Here is a 25,187-nt window from a genome sequence, read left to right as displayed (position 1 = left end):
GCGTCGGAGTCAAGGCCGTAGGGCATGGACCGGACCACAGGGCTCGGTGGAGTCAGGGCTCGGCCGGTCGCTGCTCGTGCTCCAACCGCCGCAGGACCCGCCGCAGCACCCGGTGCTGGACGGGTGTGAGTGTCTGCTCGTTCAGTTCGTCCAGCAGGGCGGAGGCCTTCGGGTCGGGCTCGGGCGTACCGGCCAGCCGCTCTGACAGCGGTGCCAGCCCGGTGGTCCAGTCGTCGATCAGGGACGCGACCTCGTCTTCCGGGGTGTCGGGGCCGAGGACGTAGAACCGCGCCGTCAGCGGTTCCAACCGCTCGATCATCTCCCGGTCCGCCCCTTCGAACAGGGCGGCGAGTTCCGCTGGGCCGCCCTCGCCGAGCAGGTGTCCGATCAGGACCAGCTGTTCGTGTTCGTATCGGGCCATCTCCTCGGGCACCCCGGCCTCGGGGGCGGAGCGCAGCACCGACAGTTCCGGGGGCAGATCGGGTGGGGAGCCGCTACTGCGCAGGGCGGCGATGTCGGCCCTTCGGGCGTTGAGCCGTTCGATCTCGGCGGCCGCTTGGCGGTCGAGTTCGTCCAGCAACTCCTCCACTGCCGCCGGATCGTCCAGTACCGCCGGCAGCGCGGACAGGGGTACGCCCAGCGCGGTCGACCTGGTGATCCGCAGGAGCCGCACGAGGTCGCTCACGTCGTAGCGCCGGTAACCCCCGATCGAGCGCGGGGGCTCGGGCAGCAGACCGATCTGGTGGTAATGGCGCAGCGTGCGGACGGTGACGCCGGCCAGTTCGGCGAGTTCACTACTGAGCATCGGACGACTCCTAAGAGTTCAGGCCGCGCGGCGCGCGCGGGACGATCACACCCGGTGGACGGGAAGGTCGAGAGATCAGCCCGCCCGGTTCTCCGGCAGCCGAGCGCGATGCTCCCGAGCAGTGTCCATCAGAGCGTCCAGGGCCTTTCGCGCCCGCAGTAGATCCTCGATGCCGCTGGTGATGCGCAGGCGCTCCCGTGCCAGGCGTTCCATCGCGCTGTCGAAGTTCTCTTCCAGAGGCGTGTCGAAGCAGGGCATCATCTCGGCGATGGCACGGCTGGTCGCCCCTGCCGCGAGGAGCCGTCGCACGAACTCCACCCGTGGAACGGCGTCCTCCGCGAAGTGGCGCTGTCCGCTGTCGCTGCGGGTACTGCCGATCAGACCCTTCTCTTCGTAGTAGCGCAGTAGCCGGACGCTCGCTCCGGTCCGTCGTGAGAGCTCCCCGATCCTCATACCGCTCCCTTGGTGAACTGCGACACATCGCTTGCCTCTCACATTGATGTGAGGTTTTAGCGTCGCCAACGTACCCGGTTCGGTCGCGATTCCACGACCGTTCTGACCGGGGCATCGTCTCACCCACCACTGAGGAAGTTCTGTCGCCATGAACACCGAGGGACCGACCATCGACACGGAGCCTCTCCGTAAGAACCTGTTTCGGCGAGGGCGGATGAAGCGCGATCTCGCAGCGTTGCTGCTGGCACTCGCCATTCCGGTGACGGGCTGTGCCGCGCTCGGCATAGGCCAGGAAGCGCCATCGGACACCGGCGCCTCCGACAGCGGCCCATCCGATACCGGCGAGCCCGGGACCGGCCCGGAACTCACGGTGTCCGCCGACGAGCTCGCCGCGGCGTTCGACTGCTTCGAAGGTCCAGGTGACAGCGAAGCGGCTCCCGCCCTGCTGATCCCGCCGACCCTGCTCACGGCGGACGAGACCTTCTCCTGGAACCACCTTCCCTGGCTGAACGAGTCCCGAACGGTCTGCACCATCGAGCCGCCCGAGAACTCCACCGCGGACATGCAGGTCTCGGCCGAGTACGTCACCCACGCCATCCGCAGCACCTACGAACAGCACGGTGAGGAGATCGACGTCCTCGGGTTCAGCCAGGGCGGGGTCCTCGGGCGCGCCGCCCTGCGTTTTTGGCCCGACACCAGGGACATGGCCGACGACCTGGTGACCCTGGGCTCGCCGCACCACGGCAGCACCGCGACCCACTGCACCACTGAGGTGGAGTGCCCGCCCGCACTGTGGCAGATGGACCCGGACGCGCAGTTCATCGCCGAGCTCAACTCGTCGCAGGAGACCTTTGCCGAGGTCAGCACCACCAGCATCCTGAGCACGACCGACGACACCGTGCATCCGGCCACCACGGACGAATCCGGGGCGTCCGTACTCGCCGGTGAGAACGTGCGCAACGTGGCCGTCCAGGAGCTGTGCGCGGACAACGAGTCCGATCATCTGGCACTCGGCACGACCGACCCCGTCGCCGCGGCCCTGGCCCTGGACGCCTTCGACAACCCGGGCCCGGCCGACCCCGAGAGGATCACCGACCAGGTGTGCGCCGCCCAAGCGCCCCAGGTCGACGCCGAGACCGCTGCCGAGGACCTGGAACGGTTGGCGGCCGCCATCGGCGAGACCCTGACGGGAACGCCGACCGTGGCGGAGGAACCGCGGTTCGTCCTGCCCACCGGTTAGGACCGCTCGCGCGATGGTCGAGGCTCCGTGCGATCCACGGAGCCTCGACCGCCGGGGTTCATGGAGGACGTCATACGAGCTCTGATAGGTGAAATGTCAACAGTTTCGATACACTGCGTCCATGTATGAGACACCGCGCGGGCTCGACCCGGACGAGCAAGCTGCCTGGGACAGTTTCATCCGCATGCAGGAAATCCTCATAGGGCGGCTGACCCGTCTCGTTCGGGCCGACTCCGGGATATCCGCGTCCGATTACATCGTGCTCGCCAAACTCACCGAGGCGCCTGACGGACAGATGCGCTTCCTGGAACTGGCCAAACTCGTCGAGTGGGAGAAGAGCCGCATGTCCCACCAGGTCACGCGAATGGTGAAGCGCGGGCTCGTGGCCAAGGAGGAATGTCCCGAGGACGCGCGCGGAGCGTTCATCGTCGCCACTCCGGCCGGCTACGAGACCATCCAGGACGCCGCGCCCGTACACGCCGAGCACGTCCGCCGTCTGTTCATCGAGGCCCTGACGCCGAACCAGCTCAACACGTTCGCCCGGCTCTCCCAGCGCGTCCTGGAGCATGCGGAGAAGCAGCCGGACTGAACCGGCGAGACGGCGTTCGTCCGGATCCGCGGGACCCTCCCAGGAAGATCACGGGTGATCAGCGGTGTTCGGGGTTGGCGTTGTCGGGACTACAGCCGGCGTCCCAGGCCGAGCGCTGGTTGCCGTAGGCCGGGAAGCCACCGGCACGGCGGAGCATCGCGGCCGTGTGCATCAGGTTGTGGGTCATGAAGCTGATGTTGCGGTTGGCGAAGTCGTTCTCCGGGCCGCCGGAGCCCTCGTCCAGGTAGGACGGGCCGGGGCCAACCTCACCGATCCAGCCCGCGTCGGCCTGGGGCGGGATCGTGAAACCGATGTGCTGCAGGCTGAAGAGGATGCTCATCGCGCAGTGCTTGAGGCCGTCCTCGTTGCCGGTGAGCAGGGTGCCGCCCACGCGCCCGTAGTAGGCGTACTGGCCCTGCTCGTTGAGTACGCCGGAGTAGCCGTAGAGCCGCTCGATCACCCGGCGGGTCACCGAGCTGTTGTCGCCCAGCCAGATCGGCCCGCCGATGACCAGGATGTCGGCGGCCAGGACCCGCTCCAGCAGCGCGGGCCAATCGTCGGTCTCCCACCCGTGCTCGGTCATGTCCGGGCGGACGCCGGTGGCGATGTCGTGGTCGACGGCGCGGAACTGGTCCACGCCGACCCCGTTCGCCGCCATGATCGCCGCGCTGCGGTCGATCACCCCCTGGGTGTGGCTGAGTTCCGGGGACCGGTTGAGGGTGCAGTTGATATAGAGCGCGCGTAGCCCGGTGAAATCGGGCTTCTCGCTCACGGGCGGGATCATGGTGAGTCCTTCCGGTGATTCGGTCGTGCCGACCGGCAACGTCGTGCCGACCGCAGACTCGGTGAAAGTCCGGTAGGCGGTCCTCAACCGGTCTTGAGGGTTGCCTCGATGGCGCAGTAGCCGCCGGCCGGGGCCACGACGGTCCTGTCGACGACGAACCCGGCGGCGCCCAGAAGGGCCGTGTACTCCGACTCGGTACGTTCCCGCCCGCCCGCCATCGTCAACATGATCAGATCGCTCAGCTTGCTCGGGTGCTGCTCGTCGCCCAAGGGCAGTAGCGACTCGATCACGACGAGCCGGGCGCCCGGTCGGGCCGCTTCCGTGATGCGCGCGAGCAGCCGAGCGCAGTCCTCGTCGGGCCAGTCGTGCAGTACCGCGGAAAGCAGGTAGACGTCGGCCGAGGGCACCCCGGCGAAGAAGTCGCCGCCGACCACGCTCACCCGGTCGGCCAGTCCGGCCGCGCTCATCCGGGCGGTGGCGGCGGGGACGATTCCGGGCAGGTCCAGAACGACGCCGCGTCGCCCGGGATCGTCGGCCAGGAGAGCCGCGAGCACCGAACCGTCGGCCCCGCCGATGTCCGCGACGACCTCGCCCTCCGGCAGCCGGTAGTCGGACAGCAGGGCCTGACGCGGCCCCCCGTTCAGCTCCGCCATCGCGGAGGTCAGGCCGGGTAGGTGTTCGGGGTGCTCGCGCAGGTAGGGGACGAACTCCTGGCCGTGACGCAGCGCGAACCCGGTGCGGCCGGTCCGCAACGTACCGAGGAGCTCCCCGAACGCCTCGTAGTGGGTCTCCATCCACATCAGCGCGGTTCCGCGCACGGAACCGGGGGTTTCCCCGGCCAGGGTGGCGCCCAGATCGGTGACGGCGAAGCGACCGTCCTCCTGGTGGGTCACCACGCCGACGCCGCTGAGGGTGTGCAGGACCCGGCGCAGCGGCTCCTCCAGCACGCCGCTCTTCTCCGCCAACTCGGCCGCCGTACGCGGTCCCGCGAGCAACTCGGTCGAGAGATCGAGCTTGGCGACCACGTAGAGGGCCTGGGAGACGGCGAACCCTGACAGCATCCCCGTCATCTGGGCGGAGAGCGCTCCGGAGGATCGCTCGTTCGAGGGGGCCGATGTCGTTTCTGAGGCCATGGTGAATCTTGTTCCCTTCGGTTCGGGCCGCACGCTCAGCGGCGCGGTCCCGCTGTCGACCAGAATTGAGGTTAGAGGGCATGCATTGAATGCGTCAAGTGTGTAGCAGATAGGATTCACGGATGTCTTCCGAGCCCAGGGCCTACCGCTCCCCCCGCCGCGAACGCGACGCCGCCCGCACTCGCGAGGAGATCCTCGACGCGGCGCGGAGGCTGTTCGTCAGCCGCGGGTACCTGCGAGTGACCATGTCCGATATCGCTCGTGAAGCCGGTACGGCGGTCAAGACCGTGTACGCCAGCGCCGGTACCAAGACCGAACTTCTGCGCGAGCTGCTCAGGCTGGACGTGGCCGAATCCACGGCCCCCGAGACCATCGAGGAACTCCGCACCGTTCCCGACCTCGCGACGGCCGTCGCCTGCCTCGCCCGGGGAACCCGTTCCGACCACGAGCGCTTCAGCGACTCGATCGATCTGCTGTACGCCTCGCTGGGTGACGAGGACGCCGGCCGGATCTGGAAACAGGTCAGGGAGAGCTACCGTGGCGCGCTGAACGAAGCCGCGGCCGTCCTCGTCGCGAAGGGGCTGGTGTCCGAGCGTCTGGACGTCGAGGAGGTCTCGGACCGCCTCTGGTTCTGTTTCGGGATCGCCGCCTGGCGCACCCTGATCAAGGACTGTGGCTGGGACTACGGGCGAGCCCAATCCTGGCTCGGCGCCCAGGCGGTCGCGGCCCTGGGGGAGTCGGAGCCCGGCTGACCTCATTCGTCGGATCGCCCTTGCCGCCCAACGGTCTCTTGGCGGCCGGGCAGTCGGTGCTCCGGCGCCGGCGATGCGCAAGATCGAACCCCAGTGGTTGAGTAATCAACCACCTTGGATTAATGTGCCGCTCACCGGAAGTCGTCAAAAGGAGTGCGCACGGTTCTCGACGAGACCCGGGCCGCGGGCCTGCGGGCGCTGCCGACCCGCCCCTTCTTCGCGGGCTGGATCTCCCGTCACCCGGAGTACCAGGAGCTGGTGTATCAGTCCCGGAGCAGGGTCAGCGACTGAGCGGATTCCGCTCGGAGGGCGGCTACGGCCGCACGTGGGGACGTACCGCGGCTTCGCCTGGCCCGGGCCGGCACCGGGTCCGGGCACCTCCTCGACGCGGAGGTCCCCCTTCGCGTGCAGCCGTGCCGCCTTCAGGGTGTCCCAGTCCTCTGCACGGCCGCGTGGCCTTCCTGGGCCCACGTCAAGGCTCTCACCAGGGACGACAGTCGTGGTAGTGACACCGCGTCATGTCCACACCCCTACGAACATCATGCGGAGGAGCTGACGCGGCGGCACTACCCGGCGAACGGCCCGGCGGCTTGAATCGGAGTGCACCTGATCAGAGGCGACGCCGCGGAAGCAAGGACCGGAAAACATGGCACTCCCCAAGCTCCACACCATCGAGGACCTCTTCGACTCTCCGCGGCGCACCAGCGCGTCGATCTCTCCGGACGGCACCAGGATGGCCTTCCTCGCGCCCTGGAGGAACCGGCTCAACATCTGGGTCCAAGACCTCGAACCCGGCTCCGAGCCCCGGCCCGTCACCGCCGACGAGACCCGCAGCGTACAGAGCTTCGAGTGGGCCGACGACCCGCGCCGGCTGCTCTACCTCCAAGATGACGGAGGGGACCAGAGGTGGCACCTGCACCGTGTCGACCTCGACACCCCGGGGTCGGAGGCGGTCGACCTCACCCCCTTCCCCGGAACCACGGTTCTGGGATTCGCCCCCTCCCCGGTCCGCCCGGGGAAGGTGACCCTGCTGCTCAACACTCGCGACCTCGGGACGTTCGACTCCCACGAACTCGACATCGCCACGGGCGAACTCGGCCTACTGGCCCAGAGCCCCGGCCCCGGCAAGGTCTGGGTCCAGGCCGGCGACGGTGCGATGTTCCTGTCCGAGCTGACCGCCGAGGGCGACGTGGAGTTCTCCCGCCGCGACCCGGTCACCGGTGAGGCGCGCAAGGTCCTGGAGTGGAAGGGCGCCGACTACCCCGTGGGGTCGCCGTGGCAGATCACGCCGGATGGGACCGGCATGTGGATCGTCTCCAACCGGGGCACCGACCGCACCCGTGTGGTCCGGGTCGACCTGGCCACCGGCGAGGAGACCGAGGTGGACAGCCACCCGACCTTCGACGTCGACGCGCGCATGATGGTCGACCCGGCCGTGCCCGAGCCGCTGATCCGTGACCACCAAGGGGAGCTGCTGGGGGTGCGCTACCTCGGCGAGCGCCAGGTCATCCACGCCCTGGACCCGCACTTCGCCGAGGTCCTGACCCACCTGGAGAAGCTCTCCGAGGGCGACCTGTCCCACGTGTCCTTCGACCGGGACGGCCGGCGCTGGGTCGTCTCCTTCGAACACGACATCGACCCCGGCGCCACCTGGTTCTACGACCACGCCACCGGGGAGTCCCGACTGCTGTTCCGGCCCTACCCGCACCTGGACCCGGAGACCCTGGCACCGATGCGCCCGGTCACCATCACCGCCCGCGACGGGCTGAAGCTGCCCTCCTACCTCACCCTGCCCGTCGGCATCGACCCGACCGCCCTGCCGCTGGTGCTGCTGGTCCACGGCGGCCCCTGGGCCCGCGACTCCTGGGGTTACTTCCCACCGGCCCAGCTGATGGCCAACCGCGGCTACGCGGTGTTGCAGGTCAACTTCCGCGGATCGACCGGGTTCGGCAAGGCGCACACCCAGGCCGCGATCGGTGAGTTCGCGGGCAAGATGCACGACGACCTGATCGACGGCGTGGACTGGGCGGTGGCCCAGGGCTACGCCGACCCGGACCGGGTGGCGATCGTCGGCGGCTCCTACGGCGGCTACGCGACGCTGGTGGGGGTCACCTTCACCCCGGACCGCTTCGCCGCGGCCGTGGACGTCGTCGGGGTCTCGGACCTGGCCAACCTCATGCGCACCCAGCCCGAGTTCGTCCGTCCCGGCCTGATCAACAACTGGTACCGCTACGTCGGCGACCCGGAGATCCCCGAGCAGGAGCAGGACATGCTCGCCCGCTCGCCGATCACCCGGATCGACCAGGTCCGCACCCCGTTGATGGTGGCGCAGGGGGCCAACGACCCGCTGGTCGTCAAGGCCGAGTCCGACAACATCGTCGAATCCCTGCGCTCGCGCGGCGTGGAGGTCGAATACATGGTCGTCGAGGGCGAGGGGCACGGGTTCGTGAACCCCGAGAACCAGATGGCCGTGTTCGAGGCCGCCGACCGATTCATCGCCCAGCACCTGGGCGGACGGCCCGGGCAGAGCTGACCGCCGCACCACCGAGCGACTGGTCACGCCGGACGGCTCCGCGACCGGTCCGCGGGGCTGACCGGTTCGTCCCGACGGCTCCGTACTTCACGGAGCCGTCCCACCAGCTCGCGCGTGCCAGCCGTCCCGGGCACGCGCGACCGACTCCCTGAGGAAGCAGGCCACCGTGCGCCGCAGCCCGACGATCTACTTCACCTCCTACGCGTTGTCCCTTCTGGGATCGGGGATCGCGAGCGTGGTCATCCCGCTCCTGGTGCTCGACCGCACCGGAGACGTGCTCGCGGCGGGGATCATGGCGACCGTGGGTATGGCCGTGTCCGCGTTGACCGGGCTCTTCTCCGGGCTGCTCGTCGACCGGGTCGACCGGCGCGCGGTGTCGGTCATCGCCAACCTGCTCAACGCCCTGTCGATGGCGGCGCTGCTGGTCATCGACCTGGTGTGGGGCCTGAACCTGGCCTGGTTCCTGGCCATGGCCGTGGTCGGGGCGTTGATCCGGGTTCCGGGGATGACCGCCCAGGAGACCATGCTGCCCACCCTGGCTCGCCTCGGTGAAACCGAGCCGGGTCGGAACGGGCGCCCGGTCCGCCCGGTCCGCCCGGTCCGCCCGGTCCGGCTGGACCGGCTGGTCGCGGTCCGCGAGACTGTGGGCAACGTGCTCGTGCTGGCCGGCCCCGGCCTGGGCGGGTTCTTGGTCGCGCTGTTCGGCCTGTCCCCGGCGATCCTGCTCGCCGCCGCCGTGACCAGCCTGCTCGCCGCACTGAGCATGCTCGTTCTCGACCCGCGGGCCGGACGGGTCCCGCCCCGAGACCCCGTCCCGGCCGACGCCGCCGGGGGCTCGCTGCGACGGGCGGCGGCCGACCTGGCCGACGGGTGGCGGTTCCTGTTCCGCAACCGGCTGGTTCTCGGGTCGACCCTGGTCACCGGGGTGTTCATCGCGGTCCTGAGCGTCCTGCAGACCACCCTCATGCCCGCCTACTTCACCGAGCAGGACCTTCCCGAGTTGACGGGTCTGACCCTGAGCGCGATCGCCGCGGGCAGTATCGGCGGCTCCGCGCTCTACGCCGCCTTCGCGCTCCGGGTCCGCCGACGGGTGTGGTTCGTGATCGGCATGCTGGGCGCGCTGGTCGGGTTCGCCGCGGTGGGAAGTATGGCCTCCCCCTGGTTGGTGCTGGGCGGCGCGGCCCTGGCCGGGTTCCTCTTCGCTCCGGCCGGAGGCGTGCTCGGGGTGCTGACCATCGAGGCCACCCCGGACGCCATGCGCGGCCGTGTGCTCGGCGCGCAGAACACCGTGATGCTCTCCGCGCCCGCCCTGACCAGCGCACCGCTCGCGGCGGTGGCCTCGATGGCCGGGTTGCCCGTGGCCGGGGCCGTGATCGCGGTCCTCGTCGGGGTCACCGCGTTGGCCGCCTTGGTCGCACCGGCGTTCCGTGGGATCGACGACCTCGGCTCCGAGCCGGAGGAAGCGGACCTCGCGCCTTCCGCCGTCGAAGCGTGACGTGCGGGTGTTCGATCCGAGGCCCGGTCCTGGAAGCGGAGAGGGGGAATCGACGAGCGGAAGCCACGACCGGTCGGTTCCCGGCCCCCTCCGTGCGGTTGTCCTATTGCGGCTCAGCCCTCCGTTACCACCGCGGAGACGTCCTCGGCCTCGCGAGCGGCGAGCAGCGAGGCATGGGTGGGGGCGTCGGGCACGTCGGCCGGCCGGTTCCTGGCGAATTCCCTCCTCAGCTCCGGCAGGATCTCCTCGCCGAGGATGTCGAGTTGCTCCAGCACGGTCTTCAGGGGGAGCCCGATGCCGTCGACGTTGAACAGCTGGCGCTGGAAGTCGCCGAAGTTCTCGCGGAAGGTGAGGGTCTTGTCGATGATTTGCTGCGGGCTGCCGACGGTCAGCGGGGTCTCGTCCATGTACTGCTCCAGTGACGGTCCACCGCCCATCTGGGGGGAGCGGTCGAAGTAGGGGCGGAACTCCCGTACGGCGTCCTGGGAGTTGGGCCGCATGAAGATGTGGCCGCCGACGCCGACGATGGCCTGCTCGGGGCTGCCGTGGCCGTAGTGGGCGTAGCGCCTGCGGTAGAGGTTGATCAGCTTCTGGAAGTGCCGCTTGGGCCAGAAGATGTTGTTGGCGAAGAAGCCGTCTCCGTAGAAGGCGGCCTGTTCGGCGATTTCCGGGCTGCGGATGGAGCCGTGCCACACGAACGGCGGCACGTCGTCGAGCGGTCGCGGCGTGGAGGTGAAGCCCTGCAGCGGGGTGCGGAACTTCCCTTCCCAGTCGACCACGTCCTCGCGCCACAGACGGTGCAGGAGGTTGTAGTTCTCCAGCGCCAGCGGGATGCCCTCGCGGATGTCCTTACCGAACCAGGGATAGACCGGGCCGGTGTTGCCGCGCCCCATCATCAGGTCCACCCGGCCGTCGGCCAGGTGCTGGAGCATGGCGTAGTCCTCCGCGATCTTCACCGGGTCGTTGGTGGTGATCAGGGTGGTGGACGTGGACAGGATGATCCGCTCGGTCCGCGCCGCGATCCAGCCGAGCATGGTGGTCGGGGACGAGGGCACGAACGGCCGGTTGTGGTGCTCGCCGGTGGCGAACACGTCCAGCCCGATTTCCTCGGCCTTCTGCGCGATGGCCACCATCGCCTTGATCCGCTCGTGCTCGGTCGGCGTTCGGCCGGTGGTGGGGTCCTGTGTCACGTCACCGACGGTAAAGATCCCGAACTGCATCGCACTTGCCTCCCTGCGGTCGCTGTGTCGACCGGCGTGGTGAACGAGATGCCGGACCTGGTCTCTCGTGTTGCTTCGGCATCGTCATCGTTCGGTTGATGAATCAACTTTATACTGCGGAAGTTCTCATTGATCCGTCGGTGGCCGCCCGGTCAGGCCCCGCCGTTCCCCGGAGTCGCGGAGGTTCCGTGCCAGCGCAGAGGGTCGTCCTCCAGCGCGGGACGGTCCCAGCGTCCGAGGTTCGCGGCGGCTTTGTAGGTGCTGTGCAGGAACTCGGCCACGGCGCGGTCGGGGTCGGGCGCGGTGCGGGCGGCCTCGTAGGGGAACAGGAACTGCTGGAACTCGGTGCTGTGGTAAGAGCCCTCGGGGCCGGGTGCCTGCTCGGCGAAGCCCTCGGGTGCGGGGTAGGCGTAGGAGTAGAAGGCGCCTTCCTCACCGCCGCCGGGCCAGAAGCCGCAGCTGGACAGTTCCCGGGAGTAGCCCTCGACCATGACCCAGTCCCCGCAGTTGGGGGCCCCGCCCGGGTGCTCGGGGGCCGGCCGTCCGGAGAAGCGGGTACAGGCCAGGTCCATCCCTCCCCAGAAGAAGTGCACCGGGCTGACCTTGCCGACGAAGTGCGACCGGAATTCACCGATCACCCGGTTGGCCTGTAGGAGCTGACGCCAGAACAGGGTGACCGCCTCGCCGTCGTAGGAGGCGTGCTCGTGGTCCTCGGCGAAGGGGATCGCCGGGTCGACCTCGTTGGGGATCGGCCGGATCGGCGCTTCGATCCCGAGCCGGTCCAGGAGCCGGGAGTAGAACGCGGCGACGGTCATGGGCCGCAGTGGGAAACCGTCCGTACCGCCGTCACTGCTGCGGACCTCGATCCGGTGGCCGACGAAGTCGAACTCGATCTCGAAGGCCCCCGAACGGTAGGGGACGGTCGAGGTGGTCAGCCCGCGCGGGCTGACGTACAGGGGCACCTGCCACCAGTGGTTGACCAGCGGGGCGTGGGCCATGCGGATCTTGCCCACGATCTGGGTCCACATAGTAGATGATGAGTCAACTTCATGGTGAGGGCACCCCTGGGCCGGGGTTCGGGTTCGTGTGCTGTCGGCGCGTCGTGCGAAACGCTGATGCAGATGAGGTGTCATCTGCATGGTCGGCGAAGTCCCGTCCGAGGCCCAGAACACGAGCCGCCGGAGGAGAGCGCTTTCCCGCTGGTCGACCACCAGCAGTTCCGGCCGTGGTCGCGGAGTGGCAGTTACAGGCCACCCGGCCCAGGCGGCCCGGGCCTGCGAAACGGCGCTCAGGCGTCGCGCTTGCCCCACTCGATCGCGGGGCAGACGTCCATCACCATCGGCAGACCGGCATCCGTCGTACGTCGGAACGCCTCTTCGTCGACGACCCCCAGCGGGAACCAAACGCTGCCCGCCCCGATCGCGACGGCTTGGTCGGCGAACGCCCCAGCAGCCTCTGAGCGGCGGAAGACATCGACGACGTCGATGGTCCCGACCTCGGCGGCCGCCTCGGTGAGCGTCGCGTAGGCCTTCTCCCCGAGGACCTCCCCGCCCTCAGCGGCGACCCCGGGGTGGATCGGAACGACCCTCTTGCCCTTGGCCTGCAACAACTGCGCGATCGGGTAGGCGGTACGCCCTGTGTCGTTCGACAGCCCGACGATCGCCCAGGTCTTGGTGTCGTCGAGGAAGCGGTCGATGGTCTTCGGGTCCTGCCATGCCTTGGTCATGTCGGTGGAGAACAGCCCCGACACACCACTGATTCCCACTGTCGCGCGGACAGAGTGCCAGGGGAGCGGAGCACACCTCGCACACTCCGCCCGCCCGCGTCACCATGTACGTCAGCGAAGGCCCCGAGTGCCCCGGCCCTGCGCAGGTCGGTGCTCGTGTTCCGCCTGCTCATTGCCGACCGTGGCGCGTTCGTGTGTGATCGGTTCGAGCATGTCGTGACGGAACTCGGGCAGTGCGGGGTGCGGGTGTGGTCACCCGAGGCCGGGGCCTGTCGATCCGGGTGATCCGACGCATGGATACGGACAGTTCCCCCGGACCCGTGTCGGCGGTGGTCGGCCGATGAAGTGCGACGGGCTCAAGTGCTGTGGTCGGACAAGGGGGCGCGAGCCATGCGCATGTTCGGGAGCTTGCCCTGCCACGGATGCTGCTCACCAGTGGCCTTGAAACCGTGATGTCGGTAGAAACGGATGACCCGCTGAAGCGCTGAGCTTGCAGAAGAACAAGACCGGTGGTGGGTAGGGTGCCGCCATGTCTTCCGATCTTCGGGCCTTCGCCCTGGTGTGCAGTCTCAAGCCCACTCCGGACCCTTCCAGCAGTGAGTTGCTCGCCCGGCAAGTGCTCGACGAACTCTCCGGCCACGGAGTCCGGGGCGAGTCGGTGCGGGTCGTCGATCATCGGGTCAGCCCTGGTGTGGCGGTCGACATGGGGCAGGGCGATGAATGGCCGGAGCTCCGGCAAAAGCTGGTGGACTCCGACATCCTGATCCTCGCCACGCCGACCTGGGTGGGCCACATGTCGAGTGTCGCCCAGCGGGTGCTGGAGCGGATCAACGCCGAACTCTCCGAGACCGACGACCAGGGGCGGCCGTCGATGTACGGCAAGGTCGCCGTGGTGGCCGTCGTCGGTAACGAGGACGGAGCGCACAAGATCGTCGCGGACTGCGTGCAGGCGCTGAGCGACACCGGGTTCACCATCCCCGCCACAGGGTCCACCTACTGGAACTCCGAGGCGATGAACCCGAAGGACTACATCGACCTCGACAGCACTCCGGAAGCCGTGGCGACCACTACGGCGACGGCGGCCCGCAACGCCGCGCACCTCGCGCGCCTGCTTCAGGCGCAGCAGTATCCGGCCTCCTGAACGGCCGCGAGAACGATCCGGCACTGATCAGCTGCCCGAGGTCTCCGTTGACCGCAGCTTTTCCATCGCCTGTCGGCCGAGGCTGCGGGAGATGTGCTCTCTCATGACGGCCTCGGCCGCTGCCGGCTCGCCGTTGATCACTGCGTCGGCGAGCGCCTGGTGCTCTTCTCGCACACGCTCGATCTCCGCCTCGGTGTCGGACCGGTACTTCAGTGTGAACTGACGGTATCGGTCGGCCTTGTCCCACAGGCTGTCGAGGATCTCGATCATGGGGTCGTTGTGCGAGGCGCGGTAGACGGCGCGGTGGAACTCGCGGTGCGCGATGAGTGCCGGAAGCTCGGCGGTGCCGGTCAGCGGGTGCAAGGCGCTGACAGCCGTACGGATGGCCGAGATGTCACCCTCGGTGCGCCGTTCTGCGGCCCACCGTGCGGCGAGGGGGTCGATGTTGAGGCGGACCTCGTACAGACTCTGTGCCTCGGAGAATGTCAGCTCGGTGACCCGGGCGTCCTTGTGCGTGGCCAGCACCATCAGCCCTTCGCTGGCCAGGCGTTTGAACGCCTCGCGCACCGGGGTGGTCGAGATGCCCAGCTCCGCCGCGATCCCCTCCTGGTTCACGGCGGCCCCGGGGCGCAGCTCATCGGAGAGGATGCGCTGCTTCATCTCCTCGTAGGCGTATTCGCTCTTGCTGAAGACCTGCTTCGGTGCCACGTGTTCCGTCCTCTCTGAGGGACATGATAGCGGCAGATCGCGCCTACTTACATCGTGTAGCCTATAGGCTAGGAGGTTCGATGTCGATCGATTCACACCACAGCCGACGTAGGCTGCGGACCGCTGGCGGCAGCGTCGATTTGTTCCATCTCGAAGCCGTGCCGGGGACAGAGGACCTGTCCTTCGCGCACAAGGTCATGGTGGAGAACCTGCTGCGCCACGAGGACGGCGACCTCGTCTCGGTCGCCGACATCAAGGCGGTCGTCGAAGGTCGGTCCGGTACACACGAAATCGCCTTCCACCCCTCACGGGTCTTCCTCCACGACACCAACGGCGTGCCCGTGCTCACCGACCTGGCCGCGATGCGCGACGCGGTGGCCGAGCGGGGAGGGGATCCGGGCCTCATCGACGGTGTGGTCCCCGCCGAGCTCACGGTCGACCACTCGGTGTCCACGGACTTCTTCGCGCGGCCCGACGCCCCTCTGCTCAACGTCCGGCGCGAGTACGAGCGCAACGGTGAGCGCTACCGCTTTCTCAAATGGGGTCAGCAGGCGCTGGGCGAGCTGAAGGTCGTTCCGCCCGGCGCGGGGATCATGCATCAGATCAACGTCGAGTACCTCGCCCGGGTGGTGGAGGTCCGCGACGGCCTGGCCTTCCCCGACACCGTGACCGGGACCGACTCCCACACCACCATGGTCAACGGACTGTCGGTGCTGGCCTGGGGCGTGGGCGGCATCGAGGCCGAGGCGGCCATGCTGGGTCAGCCCGTCTCCCTGCTCATCCCCCCTGTGGTCGGGGTCGAACTGGTAGGTGAGCTGCGCCCGGGGGTGACCGCCACCGACCTGGTGCTGACCGTGACCGAAAGGATGCGCCACCTGGGCGTGGTCGGGTCCATCGTCGAGTTCTTCGGGCCAGGCGTGGCCGCAACCAGTCTCGCCACCCGCTGCACCCTGGCCAACATGAGCCCTGAGTTCGGGTCGACCGCCGCGATCTTCCCGATCGACCAGCGCACAATCGACTTCCTTCGGCTCACAGGGCGAGACGAGGAGCGGGTTCTCCTGGTGGAGGCCTACGCCAAGGAACAGGGGCTCTGGCACGATCCGCTCCGCCGCCCGCGCTTCGACCGCACGGTCACGGTCGACCTGGGCGAGATCGTGCCCAGCCTGGCTGGACCCCGGCGCCCGCAGGACCGACTGGACCTGGGAGACACCGCACGCGCGCTGGACCGCTCCTTGGCCGATTCGGGTCGTTCCCCGAGCGAACCCGTTCCCGACTCCGCGCCGACCACAGTCCCCTCCTCTGTCGCTGTTTCGATCCCGGAGGTCGACAACCGGCCGAGGGACGGTGCGGTAGCGATCGCCGCCATCACGTCCTGTACCAACACCTCCAACCCGGCGGTGATGATGGCCGCCGGTCTCCTGGCACGCAACGCGGTACGCCGCGGGCTGCGCCCCCGACCTTGGGTGAAGACGAGCCTGGCCCCCGGTTCCCGTGTGGTGGTGGACTACCTGGAACGTGCCGGGCTGATGCGGGACCTGGAGAGCCTGGGGTTCGGGTTGGTCGGGTTCGGCTGTATGACGTGCATCGGCAACTCCGGGGCCCTACTGCCGGAACTGGAGTCCGAGGTCAGGGATCAGGGCCTGGTGGTCGCCTCGGTGACCTCTGGGAACCGCAACTTCGACGGCCGCATCAACAACGACGTCTCCCTGAACTTCCTCGCCTCGCCGCCCCTGGTGGTGGCCTTCGCCCTGGCGGGCACAGTGGATATCGACCTGACGGCGGAACCGCTCGGCATCGGTCGGGACGGCGAGCCCGTCATGCTGTCCGACCTGTGGCCGACCGAGGCCGAGGTGGAAGCGGTCTCCTCGACCTCCATCGAACCGTCCATGTACACCGAGGTCTACCGCACTCTCTTCGACGGCGACGAGAACTGGCAGGGCCTGGCCGCCCCCGAGGGACCGGTTTTCGCCTGGGACCCCGCATCGACCTACCTCCAGCGGCCGCCGTTCCTGGACCGCGTGGCCGGCTCCGCGGCCTCCAGGGCTACAGGGCATCGCGACATCGCCGGTGCCCGGGTCCTGCAATTGCTCGGCGATTCGGTGACCACCGACCACATCTGCCCTGCTGGGCGCATCCCCTCCACGAGCGCGGCCGGAACCTTCCTCACCGAGAAGGGTGTGGCGGTGCGGGAGCTGAACACCTACGCCTCGCGGCGCGGCAACTGGCAGGTGATGAGGCTGGGCGGGTTCGCCAACCCTCGGCTGGAGAACCGCATGACCCCGGATCTACCGGGGGGCAGGGCCGTGGACTTCGGTTCCGATGGAGGGGAACGCGTCGTTGACGCCGTCCACGTGGTCGCCGACCGCCACTCGGAGCGGGGCCAGGACATGATCGTGATCGGCGGCAAGGAGTACGGGACCGGTTCGTCTCGTGACTGGGCGGCCAAGGTCACCGCCCTGCTGGGCGTGCGGGCCGTGATCGCCGAGTCCTTCGAGCGCATCCATCGCTCCAACCTGGTCGGTATGGGTGTGCTGCCGTTGCAGTTCGAGGACGGCCAGAGCGCACAGAGCCTGGGCCTGACAGGGGAGGAGGAGTACACCTTCACCGGGATGGAAGGCCTCCAGGAGGTCCCGGCGGTCCTGGAGGTCACCGCGCGGCGCTTGACCAACGGTGAGGTCGTGGAGTTCACGGTGCGGGCACGGTTGGACACCTCGCGCGAGCAGCTCTACTACCGTCACGGTGGGTTGCTGCCCTACATCCTGGAGCAGGCGCTTCAGAGGCTGGGAAGCGACTGAGCGTCCACAAGAGTCCACACGATCGAGGGCCGCCCGGAGAAATCCGGGCGGCCCTCGATTCCGAGGTGTGTCAGGCCTTGTCGTGTGCCTCCGTCTCCTCTTCGGCCACGGGGCGGGCGGGATCGGCCGGGCGCATCCGGCGCCACACGGTCCAGACCAGCCCCAGCAGGAGCAGGCTGTACAGGGCGATGGTGATCGGGCTGCTGACCAGGGTCAACGGGTTGTTGCCGGAGTTGGCCATGGCGTCACGCAAGGAGTACTCCGCCAGCGGGCCCAAGATCACCGCGATGAGGATCGGGGCCAGCGGCACACCGGTGCGCCGCATGACGAAGGCCAGCACACCCAGGACGCACATGATGGCCAGGTCGGCCCGGCTGGCACCGGTGGCATAGACACCGAGGCTGGCGAAAACGGTGATGCCCGCGTACAGGTAGGACTGGGGCAGCAACAGCAGCTTCGCCCACAGTGGGGCGAAGGGCAGGTTGATGATCAACAACACGACCGTGGCGAGCAACAGACCGGCCAGCAGTGCCCAGACGGTGTCGCCGTTGCGCTCGAACAGCAGCGGACCCGGCTGCATCCCGTACTGCTGGAAAGCGGCCAGCAGGACAGCCGCGGTCGCCGAGGTCGGCAGACCCAGGGACAACAGCGCGCCCATCGCGCTGCCCGCGGTAGCGTTGCCCGCTGCCTCCGGAGCGGCCACGCCCTGGATGGCACCCTTGCCGAACATCGGCTTCTTGCGCCGCTTGTCCAGTTGGCGCTCGGTGCTGTAGGCGAGGAACGTGGGGACCTCGGCTCCACCGGCCGGGATGATCCCGAAGGGCACGCCGATGCCGGCACCACGCAACCAAGCGGGCAGCGCGGCGCGGAATTCCCTCCCGGACAGCCAGGGGCGTCCCTTCGAGGAGACGAGTTCGTGTGCGCCGCGGTGCCCCACCCGTCCGGCGGCGTGGAGCACCTCTCCCACCGCGAGCACGGCCACGGTGATCACGACGATGCTGATGCCGTCGAAGAGCGCCGGAACCTCGAAGGTGAACCGCGCGGTGCCGGTGGACTGGTCGGTGCCCACCAGGGCCAGGGCCAGGCCGATCGCCAGCGCGGCCAGACCCTTGAGAGGGGATTCGGAGACGATGGCCGAGATGGCGACGAAGGCGAACAGCGCCAGGGCGAAGTACTCGCCGGGGCCGAACCGGGTCGCCAGATCGGCCATGGTGGGAGCGAAGAACACCACCAGGGTGGTGGCCAGAAGACCGCCGATGAACGCGCCGATGGCGGAGGTGGCCAGGGCCTGCGGGGCCCGCCCCCCGCGGGCCATGGCGTGGCCCTCGAAGGTGGTGGCGATCGCGGTGCTGTTTCCCGGGGTGTTCATCAGGATGCCCGCGGTGGAGTCGCCGAACAGCCCGCCGAAGTAGACGCCGCTGAACAGGATGAGCGCGGCGAGCGGGTCCAGGGTGAAGGTCATCGGCAGCAGCAGCGCCACGGCCATGGCCGAGCCCAGGCCGGGCAGCACGCCCACAGCGGTGCCCAGGAAGGCGCCGAGCGTGATCCAGAGCAGGTTCATCGGGGTGAAGACGTCGCCGAAACCGCCGAGCAGGTTGGTCAACTGGTCCATGTCACCAACCACCCAGGAGGCCGGAGGGCAGGTTGAGGTCGAGCATGCCGCTGAAGACGATCTGAATGATCGCCGCCATGACGAAGCCGACGGTGAGGTTGCGCAGTAGGTTGCGGTTGCCCAGACCGGTGGCCACGGCCGTGAACATCAGGGTGGCCATGATGAGCCAGCCCACGATGTCGATCAGTGCGCTGAAGGCGATGATCCCGAGCAAGACCAGGCCGACGGCGCGCCAGTTGGTGCGCTCCTGGGCGGCCAGGGACCGGCGGCGCTCGGGGGTGCGACGGAGCGCTGCGGCGATCAGCAGCGTGCCGATGACCGTCGCGAGCGCGGCGACGAACCAGCCGAAGCCCTGCGGGCCCAGTAGGCCCCCGTCGCCGATGACGTCCATCCCGAGGTTGCCGAGCCCCAGGACCGTCGCTATGGCCAGCAGAATAGCGCCGATGAGCAGTTCGCCGCGCCCCTCCCAGAAGGAGAGGGATCGAACGGGTCCGGCTTCTCCCGGAGGGTCGGCGGCGGGGGATGGATCGAGTGTTGTATCGGACATGTTCTCCTCCGTGGGGTCCTGGGACTCAGGTCTCGTCGATGAGGCCGAGGTCGATCATGAGCGCGCGGATCCGGGTTTCCTCCTCGGTAATGAAGTCGCTGAACTCCTCAGGACCCGCCCAGCTGGGATCCCACCGATTGCGGTCGATCGCCTCCTGCCAGGAGGGCGCCTGGTACATCTCCTCGGTGATCTCCAGGAGTTCGGCCTGCTCCTCCTCGGAGATTCCGGGCGCGGCGACGATGCCGCGCCAGTTGACCAGGTTCACGGAGGGGTAGCCGAGCTCGGAGGCAGTGGGAATGTCCACGCCTTCGAGCCGTTCGGGGGCGACCACGGCCAAGGCGCGCAAACGTTCGCCCTCGATGAGGTCGCGGAAGTCGTTGAAGCCGCTGACCCCGATCTGGACGGTGCCGTTGGCGTCCGAGAGCAGGGACAGGGTGAGCTCGCCGCCGCCGGCGTGCGGGGTGTAGTGCAGACCCGCTGGATCGAGTTCGGCCGCCTCGGCCAGCTGCCCGGCCACCAGGTGGTCGGGGGAGCCCGCGGAGCCTCCGCCGACGGGGATGTCGGGGTCCTCACGCCAGTCCTCAAGGAAGTCGTCGAGCGTTTCCCAGGGCGAGTCGGCGGGAACGGCGATGACCTGGAAATCGTCGGTCAGTCGGGCGATCGGGGTCACGTCGCTCAACCGGGCCGAGGACCCGCCCATCTCCACACCGCCCACCATCGCCGCCCCGGTGATCATCGCGGTGGTCGGGTCGGCTTCCAGCTGTTGCAGCTGACCCAGGCCGATGGTGCCTCCGGCCCCGGGGACGTTCACCACCTGGACGCTGTTGACGACCGACTCGGTTCTGGCCGCCTGCTGGAATTCACGAGCGGCCAGGTCCCAGCCTCCCCCGGCCGCGGCCGGGGCGATCACGGTCAGAGCCGAACGAGCCAGTGAGCCCTGATCCTGGCCCGCCGCGTCCTGGACCGCGAAGAAGCCGGTCGTCAGCACCAGGACCGCGCCCACGGCGGGGGCGATGAGCCCCTTGTTGCCGATCATGAAGAACCCTCACTCCTCGTTGTGGCCACGCTTGTCAGGACTTCACCGCGAGGACCGGGCACTTCGCCTCCAGGATCAGGCGCTGGGCCGTGCTGCCCATAAGAAGCTTGCCGATCGCGGAGCGGTGGCGGACACCGATGACCAGGAGTTCCGCGTTCTCGTTTTCGACCAAGCCCAAGAGCGCCGCCGCCGCGTCGGAGTCGGCCAGGTGCACCGAACGTGCCTGGACACCCTCCTGCTGTGCTCGCTCGGCCAGCTCTTGAAGCGCGGCCGTGCCCACCGCGCGGGTGTCGGCTGGGGCATCGTTCGAGGCGGCGTTGGCGATCACCAGCTCCCGCCCCTGGAGGGCGGCTTGTCGCACCGCCGCCTCGAACGCGGCCTCGGCGGAATCCACCGGGGCGTGGGCCAGCACAACCGTCATCCTGATCCTCCTCGAATACTGCCGTGACCAGCATCACAGCCTGTAGTGTATAGGCTGTATCATTCTTCGCATCCCGTCAACTCCTCGGAAACAGTGACGAAACGGTTGCAGAACGTCACAAGTCGGGGCCTGGTGATGTGCTCGGGAGTCCTCGCGTCGGGCTCATAACGCGTTAGGGGTTCATGGTCGCGTCCGGGGCCCCGCCGAAGGCCACCACCTCGGGGACCGGTGAACTGGTGGGGATGATCCTTCTCGGGCTCGGGTCCGGGATCGTCACGGCGATCGGCGCTCGGCGCTCACGCTCTCCCGAGCACTGCGTCGGAGAATCGCATCGCGGACGCGGGCGCTATCCAGGAAAGCGCTTTCGCGCTGGGTGCCGGCACTGGTATCGCAACCCTCGGGGGCGTAGCCGTCCATCATGCTGCCCCGTCCGCCGCGGGTCCTCCACAGAAGCGCGATCTACGGGTCCGGGGTGGACAGCGCTCTGGGGATCGCCGCATTCTTCTACGGGCGCTTCGCGCTCGCAGCCGGCATCCACCTCGTCAGTACGGTCAGAAACCGACGCAGCAGGGCGGAGCAGAGCGTCTCTTGAAACCGTCGCGGCGGTGTAACGGTGGTCCTCGACGGCTGCTTTCCAGAGGTGGGCCAACTCCTCGGTGAGTGCGACCAGGTGGTGTCGGTAGATGCCGGTGAGTCAGTAGGGGTGGGCCGGGATCGCACGATCGACCTTGATCGGCGCGACCAGGGCATGTCTCGACCCGCGGTGAAACCTCACCCGCCATCACGCACCAACTCGTACATCCGACTGTGGACGGCTGGGCACTTCACCCCGCTGCTGTTCGCTTGGGGATGGGAGTCGGCGAACGCCGCACCCACGGTCGTGCTACTGGGACCGCTGGTGGGTCTTCCACGCCCGGTGGAGTTCACGCCGGCGCTCGTATTCCTTCTTCGCACGGATCCGCGGATCGGTTTCGAGGGTCAGAGCCGGCGGGCCCATGACGTGTAGGAGCGCGTAGTTGATCCGGAATCCCGTCCTGTAGGGCAACGAGAACGAGTCTTTTCCACGCGGCTTGTCCATGGTCATCTACTTCACTGTTCGTCGGGAACGCGGACGTACGCCGCTGGAGTGCAATCGAGCAGAGAATCCATCGCCGTGAAAGCCGCGGTCTTCCCCGCCCAGCAGCGTAGCCGTCCGGTTTTCACCGTCCTGGCCGGCCCTCCCTGTACGAGCACGGCAACCGAACGGCGTCACGGTTCGAGGGTCCGGTGGGTCGACCGGTGGCCCGGCCTCCGGCGGAGGTTTTCAGCGGTGGGCCCACAGGTGGGTGAGTAGATCGTCGAAGGTTCGGGCTTCGACCATCCCCGAGGTCGAGGCCACCCAGAACGACTGGGTCGCTTCCCCGAAGAAGATCATCAGGTGCGGGTTCCGGGCCTGGAGCCGAGCGGCCTGGCGGTGCTCGTAGGTGAACTCGGTGCGGTGCCCACCCAGACGAGGGAGCGTTCGCGCCCGCCCGGCGCGGCAGGTGCGGTGTGCGCAGGAAGCGCAGTTCGGGTCGGGTGCGCTGGTTCGGAAGGGGTTCTTCGGGCGAGGGTCCAGCGGGCGTCGGGGCGCGGGGATGGGATACGTCATGGATCCTGCTTTCGGTAGGTCTGGAATTCGGGGCTGTCGGGTTCAGAAGCGCCGGGAGTTGTTCAGGGCGCGTCGTTCCAGGGCGAATCGGTCAGGTCGTACGGGAGGAAGAACCAGACCCGACGCCGGGACACGAACCCGTCGTCACCCCATTGGGGCGCGAGGTGATCGACCAGGGCGAGGCCTCGTCCGCCATCCGACTCCGAATCGAGCCCGTGAGGGGCGGGGCGTAGATGGTCGCGGACGGTGGGGGAGGCATCGGCGGTGCCTTGGTCTCGGCAGGTCAGGTGGAGTCCGGTGCGGCGGCGTTCGCAGCGCAGGGTGTAGTGGCCCAGGGGGCGGCCTGATCGGGTGTGCCGGAGGGTGTTGGAGGCCAGTTCGCTGCCCAGGAGGGTGAAGAGGTAGCGGAAGTCGGGGTCACGGTGCCCGGCGTCCGTGTTCAGGAACGCGCGGACCAGCGGCATCCACTGAGGTGAGGAGCCGAACTCGTAGCTGCGGACCCGGTAGGCGGCTCGGGTCGGGTCGGGCTGGAAGTAGTGCCTGTACCTGGCCGGGACCAGTTCGCTCAGGGGGAGGGTGACCTCGGGCAGGCGTGGCGTCGCGATCGTGGTCATGGATCAGAGGGCCCTTCGGGAGTTCGGGTCGGTGGTGTCGAGGACGACCTGCATGGTCAGCGCGCGTATGCGGTGTCCGTCCCAGGTCCAGGAGAAGTCCCAGTACACGGAGAGCCGCTCGACGAGGGCGAGACCGCTGTGCGGGGCGTGGACGAGGCGGTGGGGGTAGCTGATCAAGGGGTCGTCCGGACGCGGTCCTTCGTCGGTCACGTACAGGTGAGGTAAGAGGGGGAGGGTCTGGTCGAGCACGACACGGACGGTGCCGCCGGGTAGCCCTGAACTTGAGTGGTGGTGGGCGTTGTCGACCAGCGCTCGGGTGATCTGGATCAGCGGCGCGGCGTGGTGGGGGAGCGCGGTGCGACACCAGGTGAGGAGGGGAGTGGGGGCGAGGGTGTGCCCCAGGAGAATTCCGGACCGGCGCGAGTTCGGGAAATGGAGCAACCGGGGATAGGGCTCGTCCGGTGTGGGCGGTCGGGCCTGGGTATCTTGCATTCTTCTCACTTCGGGTAATTTGGGGCGATTCACCTGCCCCGGGGCTCTTCTGTGTCACGTGCTGCCCGGGAATGCCTCGGTCTTCGGTGAGTCCAGGTTCCAGGCAGGAGCTGAGATCCCATAGCTACTGTGAATTACTCGGGATCTTTGGTGTCTTGATGGAATTACCTGGGTATCGAAGTGGTATGACCCCCAATCCTTTCAGCGAGGCACTGGCCCGATTTCGAGACCTGGCAGGGCTTACGCAGAAGCAGCTTGCGCAAAAGACTCATATGGCACATAGCAGCATCAACCGTTGGGAGAAGGGAGGAAGTCTTCCGAAACGGGATCGCGTGGAAGCTCTGGATAAAACCCTGGATCTGAATGGGAAGCTGATCGCTGCTTGGCGCGCGGCACGGGGTGGCAACGGGCTTCCTGAGTGGGCACGGGACCTCGATGCCATCGAACGAGCTGCCAGGTGTGTCACGCTGGTCAGCCCCTCGCTGGTTCCGGGCATGTTGCAGTGCAGGAGCTATGCCCGCAAGGTCTTCCGCGCCGGGCAACCGCTAGCTCCGAAGGAGCAGGTCGACCAGTTGGTCACACTTCGATACGAACGCCTTGAGGCGCTGTCGGATTTACAGGTCACGGCGGTCTTTCCTGCCGCAGCGGTGTCCGGACTTCCAGATCCGGTCCGTCGTGAACAGGCCTCTCATCTGCTCGACTGGGTAGCGACCGAACGCGTGACCATGCACTTGGTCCCGGAGGGCACTGTGATGCTCGCACCCACGTCGCCCCTCATGGTGTACTCAATGAGAGAAAATGAAATCGTGGTCGCGAGTGATCACGCACTCGGTACCGTGATACACGCCGACGCCCACAACCGCGCTGAAGTTTTCAGCAGCGCCGCCCTGGGGGCGGCCCTCCCGCCCACTCTGTCGATTGACCTTCTGGAGAGCCTGACATGAAGCAGCACATCCCTGGCGAGTGGCACAAGGCTACGTACAGCGCGAATGGGTCGCACTGCGTGGAAGTACGTGAGCACGCCAGAGGCGCAGACGTCCGAGACTCACAGAACCGTGAAATCGGAACACTCGACTTCGATTCTCATGAGTGGAATGCCCTCCTGGGCTCCCTCCCTCACCACTAGTCACTCTGGAGTTTTGAGAGCAGGAGTGGGCGACTACTCCGGTCGCTCGAATATTGGAGTGAACGCTCGTTGAGGAAGGCTGTGCAATGCCGCTGACGGAAACCTGGAACAAGTCGTCGTACAGCAACGGTACGGGTGGTGACTGCGTGGAAACTCGGGCCACAGGCCAGGGCGCCGCTGTGCGCGATACGCAGAATCGTGACCTGGGGAAACTCGATTTTTCCGCCGAGGAGTGGGCCGCTCTCCAAAGCTGCCTGCGAGCCGGTTGACCCCGTACGGAAACGGTCCCCGTCACTAGGCACTGTTTTTGAACGGGTCAGGTCGCGCAATCAGAT

At 68.0% G+C, this 25,187-nt stretch carries 27 protein-coding genes; 11 read left to right on the top strand and 16 right to left on the bottom strand.

Going from position 1 to position 25,187, the window contains the following annotated elements; all coding sequences use genetic code 11:
- Positions 1-52 precede the first annotated feature (52 nt).
- On the bottom strand, positions 53-805 hold the full coding sequence (locus BQ8420_RS02330; RefSeq protein WP_087096126.1) for a MerR family transcriptional regulator: 753 nt from the start codon (positions 803-805) through the stop codon (positions 53-55).
- Positions 806-880: 75 nt separating this feature from the next.
- Positions 881-1,258 carry a MerR family transcriptional regulator gene (locus tag BQ8420_RS02325; RefSeq protein ID WP_087096125.1) on the bottom strand — a complete coding sequence of 126 codons (378 nt, stop codon included), beginning with the start codon at positions 1,256-1,258 and terminating at the stop codon, positions 881-883.
- A gap of 214 nt (positions 1,259-1,472) precedes the next feature.
- Here BQ8420_RS02325 and BQ8420_RS02320 point away from each other — a divergent pair, with 214 nt between their 5' ends.
- Both BQ8420_RS02320 and BQ8420_RS02315 read left to right on the top strand, forming a co-directional pair.
- Positions 1,473-2,498, top strand: coding sequence for a triacylglycerol lipase (locus BQ8420_RS02320; protein WP_160049263.1), 1,026 nt, complete (start codon positions 1,473-1,475; stop codon positions 2,496-2,498).
- Between the two features lie 121 nt (positions 2,499-2,619).
- Positions 2,620-3,087, top strand: a complete 468-nt coding sequence (locus tag BQ8420_RS02315) for a MarR family winged helix-turn-helix transcriptional regulator (RefSeq protein WP_087096123.1) — start codon at positions 2,620-2,622, stop codon at positions 3,085-3,087.
- 58 nt (positions 3,088-3,145) lie between these two features.
- Here BQ8420_RS02315 and BQ8420_RS02310 read toward each other — a convergent pair whose 3' ends face one another.
- Positions 3,146-3,871: a flavodoxin family protein gene (locus BQ8420_RS02310; protein WP_087096142.1), complete on the bottom strand. Its 726-nt coding sequence runs from the start codon at positions 3,869-3,871 to the stop codon at positions 3,146-3,148.
- 83 nt (positions 3,872-3,954) lie between these two features.
- The gene (locus BQ8420_RS02305) at positions 3,955-5,004 is read right to left on the bottom strand and encodes a methyltransferase (protein WP_087096122.1); all 1,050 of its coding nucleotides are present in this window, start codon (positions 5,002-5,004) and stop codon (positions 3,955-3,957) included.
- Between the two features lie 122 nt (positions 5,005-5,126).
- Here BQ8420_RS02305 and BQ8420_RS02300 point away from each other — a divergent pair, with 122 nt between their 5' ends.
- From BQ8420_RS02300 to BQ8420_RS02285, 4 genes are all read left to right on the top strand, one after another.
- Positions 5,127-5,756 (top strand): TetR/AcrR family transcriptional regulator, encoded by a 630-nt coding sequence (locus tag BQ8420_RS02300; protein WP_087096121.1) that lies wholly within the window; start codon positions 5,127-5,129, stop codon positions 5,754-5,756.
- Between the two features lie 153 nt (positions 5,757-5,909).
- Entirely contained in the window at positions 5,910-6,047 is a 138-nt protein-coding gene (locus BQ8420_RS02295) for an N-acetyltransferase (protein WP_235005876.1), read from the top strand.
- Positions 6,048-6,402: 355 nt separating this feature from the next.
- Positions 6,403-8,289 (top strand): S9 family peptidase, encoded by a 1,887-nt coding sequence (locus BQ8420_RS02290; protein WP_087096120.1) that lies wholly within the window; start codon positions 6,403-6,405, stop codon positions 8,287-8,289.
- 166 nt (positions 8,290-8,455) lie between these two features.
- Complete coding sequence (locus BQ8420_RS02285) at positions 8,456-9,784, top strand: MFS transporter (protein WP_087096119.1); 1,329 nt, start codon at positions 8,456-8,458, stop codon at positions 9,782-9,784.
- Positions 9,785-9,897: 113 nt separating this feature from the next.
- Here BQ8420_RS02285 and BQ8420_RS02280 read toward each other — a convergent pair whose 3' ends face one another.
- The 3 genes from BQ8420_RS02280 to BQ8420_RS02270 all read right to left on the bottom strand — a co-directional run bounded on the left by BQ8420_RS02280 (position 9,898) and on the right by BQ8420_RS02270 (position 12,730).
- Entirely contained in the window at positions 9,898-11,004 is a 1,107-nt protein-coding gene (locus tag BQ8420_RS02280; protein ID WP_087096118.1) for an LLM class flavin-dependent oxidoreductase, read from the bottom strand.
- A gap of 152 nt (positions 11,005-11,156) precedes the next feature.
- Positions 11,157-12,032: a DUF5996 family protein gene (locus tag BQ8420_RS02275; RefSeq protein WP_235005875.1), complete on the bottom strand. Its 876-nt coding sequence runs from the start codon at positions 12,030-12,032 to the stop codon at positions 11,157-11,159.
- Positions 12,033-12,292: 260 nt separating this feature from the next.
- Positions 12,293-12,730 (bottom strand): CoA-binding protein, encoded by a 438-nt coding sequence (locus tag BQ8420_RS02270; protein ID WP_087096141.1) that lies wholly within the window; start codon positions 12,728-12,730, stop codon positions 12,293-12,295.
- 529 nt (positions 12,731-13,259) lie between these two features.
- Here BQ8420_RS02270 and BQ8420_RS02265 point away from each other — a divergent pair.
- Positions 13,260-13,871, top strand: a complete 612-nt coding sequence (locus tag BQ8420_RS02265; RefSeq protein ID WP_087096117.1) for a flavodoxin family protein — start codon at positions 13,260-13,262, stop codon at positions 13,869-13,871.
- A 27-nt stretch (positions 13,872-13,898) separates the two neighbouring features.
- Here BQ8420_RS02265 and BQ8420_RS02260 read toward each other — a convergent pair whose 3' ends face one another.
- A complete protein-coding gene (locus tag BQ8420_RS02260; protein ID WP_200815758.1) occupies positions 13,899-14,579 on the bottom strand; it encodes a GntR family transcriptional regulator in 681 nt (226 codons plus the stop codon).
- A gap of 80 nt (positions 14,580-14,659) precedes the next feature.
- On the opposite strand from BQ8420_RS02260, the gene acnA reads away from it, so the two are divergent.
- Positions 14,660-17,374, top strand: a complete 2,715-nt coding sequence (gene acnA, locus BQ8420_RS02255; protein WP_087096116.1) for an aconitate hydratase AcnA — start codon at positions 14,660-14,662, stop codon at positions 17,372-17,374.
- A gap of 70 nt (positions 17,375-17,444) precedes the next feature.
- On the opposite strand, the gene BQ8420_RS02250 is transcribed toward acnA, so the two are convergent.
- The 8 genes from BQ8420_RS02250 to BQ8420_RS02210 form a co-directional block, all read right to left on the bottom strand.
- The gene (locus tag BQ8420_RS02250; protein WP_087096115.1) at positions 17,445-18,986 is read right to left on the bottom strand and encodes a tripartite tricarboxylate transporter permease; all 1,542 of its coding nucleotides are present in this window, start codon (positions 18,984-18,986) and stop codon (positions 17,445-17,447) included.
- 1 nt (position 18,987) lies between these two features.
- Entirely contained in the window at positions 18,988-19,533 is a 546-nt protein-coding gene (locus BQ8420_RS02245; RefSeq protein WP_087096114.1) for a tripartite tricarboxylate transporter TctB family protein, read from the bottom strand.
- Positions 19,534-19,558: 25 nt separating this feature from the next.
- The gene (locus BQ8420_RS02240; RefSeq protein WP_087096113.1) at positions 19,559-20,569 is read right to left on the bottom strand and encodes a tripartite tricarboxylate transporter substrate binding protein; all 1,011 of its coding nucleotides are present in this window, start codon (positions 20,567-20,569) and stop codon (positions 19,559-19,561) included.
- Between the two features lie 34 nt (positions 20,570-20,603).
- The gene (locus tag BQ8420_RS02235) at positions 20,604-20,990 is read right to left on the bottom strand and encodes a universal stress protein (protein ID WP_087096112.1); all 387 of its coding nucleotides are present in this window, start codon (positions 20,988-20,990) and stop codon (positions 20,604-20,606) included.
- 883 nt (positions 20,991-21,873) lie between these two features.
- Entirely contained in the window at positions 21,874-22,068 is a 195-nt protein-coding gene (locus BQ8420_RS02225) for a hypothetical protein (protein WP_087096139.1), read from the bottom strand.
- A gap of 225 nt (positions 22,069-22,293) precedes the next feature.
- Positions 22,294-22,620 carry a hypothetical protein gene (locus tag BQ8420_RS02220; protein ID WP_087096111.1) on the bottom strand — a complete coding sequence of 109 codons (327 nt, stop codon included), beginning with the start codon at positions 22,618-22,620 and terminating at the stop codon, positions 22,294-22,296.
- A 62-nt stretch (positions 22,621-22,682) separates the two neighbouring features.
- On the bottom strand, positions 22,683-23,234 hold the full coding sequence (locus BQ8420_RS02215) for an ATP-binding protein (RefSeq protein ID WP_087096110.1): 552 nt from the start codon (positions 23,232-23,234) through the stop codon (positions 22,683-22,685).
- A gap of 3 nt (positions 23,235-23,237) precedes the next feature.
- Complete coding sequence (locus tag BQ8420_RS02210; protein WP_143847068.1) at positions 23,238-23,726, bottom strand: ATP-binding protein; 489 nt, start codon at positions 23,724-23,726, stop codon at positions 23,238-23,240.
- Positions 23,727-23,911: 185 nt separating this feature from the next.
- On the opposite strand from BQ8420_RS02210, the gene BQ8420_RS02205 reads away from it, so the two are divergent.
- From BQ8420_RS02205 to BQ8420_RS02195, 3 genes are all read left to right on the top strand, one after another.
- Positions 23,912-24,670, top strand: coding sequence for a Scr1 family TA system antitoxin-like transcriptional regulator (locus BQ8420_RS02205; RefSeq protein ID WP_087096108.1), 759 nt, complete (start codon positions 23,912-23,914; stop codon positions 24,668-24,670).
- Positions 24,667-24,852: a DUF397 domain-containing protein gene (locus BQ8420_RS02200; RefSeq protein WP_087096107.1), complete on the top strand. Its 186-nt coding sequence runs from the start codon at positions 24,667-24,669 to the stop codon at positions 24,850-24,852. The genes BQ8420_RS02205 and BQ8420_RS02200 overlap by 4 nt, the downstream gene beginning before the upstream one ends.
- 86 nt (positions 24,853-24,938) lie before the next feature.
- The gene (locus tag BQ8420_RS02195; protein ID WP_087096106.1) at positions 24,939-25,121 is read left to right on the top strand and encodes a DUF397 domain-containing protein; all 183 of its coding nucleotides are present in this window, start codon (positions 24,939-24,941) and stop codon (positions 25,119-25,121) included.
- Positions 25,122-25,187 lie beyond the last annotated feature (66 nt).

Origin of the sequence: Nocardiopsis sp. JB363 (genome assembly GCF_900143625.1) — a bacterium.
Taxonomy (GTDB): Bacteria; Actinomycetota; Actinomycetes; order Streptosporangiales; family Streptosporangiaceae; genus Nocardiopsis.
Note: the sequence above shows the minus strand (reverse complement) of the source record. Positions and strands in the feature narration are given on the sequence as shown.

What these genes read in the sequence shown, in the direction of transcription:
- BQ8420_RS02330 (WP_087096126.1), bottom strand. Translation starts at nt 805, where the DNA reads ATGCTCAGTAGTGAACTCGCCGAACTGGCCGGCGTCACCGTCCGCACG.
- BQ8420_RS02325 (WP_087096125.1), bottom strand. Translation starts at nt 1,258, where the DNA reads ATGAGGATCGGGGAGCTCTCACGACGGACCGGAGCGAGCGTCCGGCTA.
- BQ8420_RS02320 (WP_160049263.1), top strand. Translation starts at nt 1,473, where the DNA reads ATGAAGCGCGATCTCGCAGCGTTGCTGCTGGCACTCGCCATTCCGGTG.
- BQ8420_RS02315 (WP_087096123.1), top strand. Translation starts at nt 2,620, where the DNA reads ATGTATGAGACACCGCGCGGGCTCGACCCGGACGAGCAAGCTGCCTGG.
- BQ8420_RS02310 (WP_087096142.1), bottom strand. Translation starts at nt 3,871, where the DNA reads ATGATCCCGCCCGTGAGCGAGAAGCCCGATTTCACCGGGCTACGCGCG.
- BQ8420_RS02305 (WP_087096122.1), bottom strand. Translation starts at nt 5,004, where the DNA reads ATGGCCTCAGAAACGACATCGGCCCCCTCGAACGAGCGATCCTCCGGA.
- BQ8420_RS02300 (WP_087096121.1), top strand. Translation starts at nt 5,127, where the DNA reads ATGTCTTCCGAGCCCAGGGCCTACCGCTCCCCCCGCCGCGAACGCGAC.
- BQ8420_RS02290 (WP_087096120.1), top strand. Translation starts at nt 6,403, where the DNA reads ATGGCACTCCCCAAGCTCCACACCATCGAGGACCTCTTCGACTCTCCG.
- BQ8420_RS02280 (WP_087096118.1), bottom strand. Translation starts at nt 11,004, where the DNA reads ATGCAGTTCGGGATCTTTACCGTCGGTGACGTGACACAGGACCCCACC.
- BQ8420_RS02275 (WP_235005875.1), bottom strand. Translation starts at nt 12,032, where the DNA reads ATGTGGACCCAGATCGTGGGCAAGATCCGCATGGCCCACGCCCCGCTG.
- BQ8420_RS02270 (WP_087096141.1), bottom strand. Translation starts at nt 12,730, where the DNA reads ATGACCAAGGCATGGCAGGACCCGAAGACCATCGACCGCTTCCTCGAC.
- BQ8420_RS02265 (WP_087096117.1), top strand. Translation starts at nt 13,260, where the DNA reads ATGTCTTCCGATCTTCGGGCCTTCGCCCTGGTGTGCAGTCTCAAGCCC.
- acnA (WP_087096116.1), top strand. Translation starts at nt 14,660, where the DNA reads ATGTCGATCGATTCACACCACAGCCGACGTAGGCTGCGGACCGCTGGC.
- BQ8420_RS02250 (WP_087096115.1), bottom strand. Translation starts at nt 18,986, where the DNA reads ATGGACCAGTTGACCAACCTGCTCGGCGGTTTCGGCGACGTCTTCACC.
- BQ8420_RS02245 (WP_087096114.1), bottom strand. Translation starts at nt 19,533, where the DNA reads ATGTCCGATACAACACTCGATCCATCCCCCGCCGCCGACCCTCCGGGA.
- BQ8420_RS02240 (WP_087096113.1), bottom strand. Translation starts at nt 20,569, where the DNA reads ATGATCGGCAACAAGGGGCTCATCGCCCCCGCCGTGGGCGCGGTCCTG.
- BQ8420_RS02235 (WP_087096112.1), bottom strand. Translation starts at nt 20,990, where the DNA reads ATGACGGTTGTGCTGGCCCACGCCCCGGTGGATTCCGCCGAGGCCGCG.
- BQ8420_RS02225 (WP_087096139.1), bottom strand. Translation starts at nt 22,068, where the DNA reads ATGGACAAGCCGCGTGGAAAAGACTCGTTCTCGTTGCCCTACAGGACG.
- BQ8420_RS02220 (WP_087096111.1), bottom strand. Translation starts at nt 22,620, where the DNA reads ATGACGTATCCCATCCCCGCGCCCCGACGCCCGCTGGACCCTCGCCCG.
- BQ8420_RS02215 (WP_087096110.1), bottom strand. Translation starts at nt 23,234, where the DNA reads ATGACCACGATCGCGACGCCACGCCTGCCCGAGGTCACCCTCCCCCTG.
- BQ8420_RS02210 (WP_143847068.1), bottom strand. Translation starts at nt 23,726, where the DNA reads ATGCAAGATACCCAGGCCCGACCGCCCACACCGGACGAGCCCTATCCC.
- BQ8420_RS02205 (WP_087096108.1), top strand. Translation starts at nt 23,912, where the DNA reads ATGACCCCCAATCCTTTCAGCGAGGCACTGGCCCGATTTCGAGACCTG.
- BQ8420_RS02200 (WP_087096107.1), top strand. Translation starts at nt 24,667, where the DNA reads ATGAAGCAGCACATCCCTGGCGAGTGGCACAAGGCTACGTACAGCGCG.
- BQ8420_RS02195 (WP_087096106.1), top strand. Translation starts at nt 24,939, where the DNA reads ATGCCGCTGACGGAAACCTGGAACAAGTCGTCGTACAGCAACGGTACG.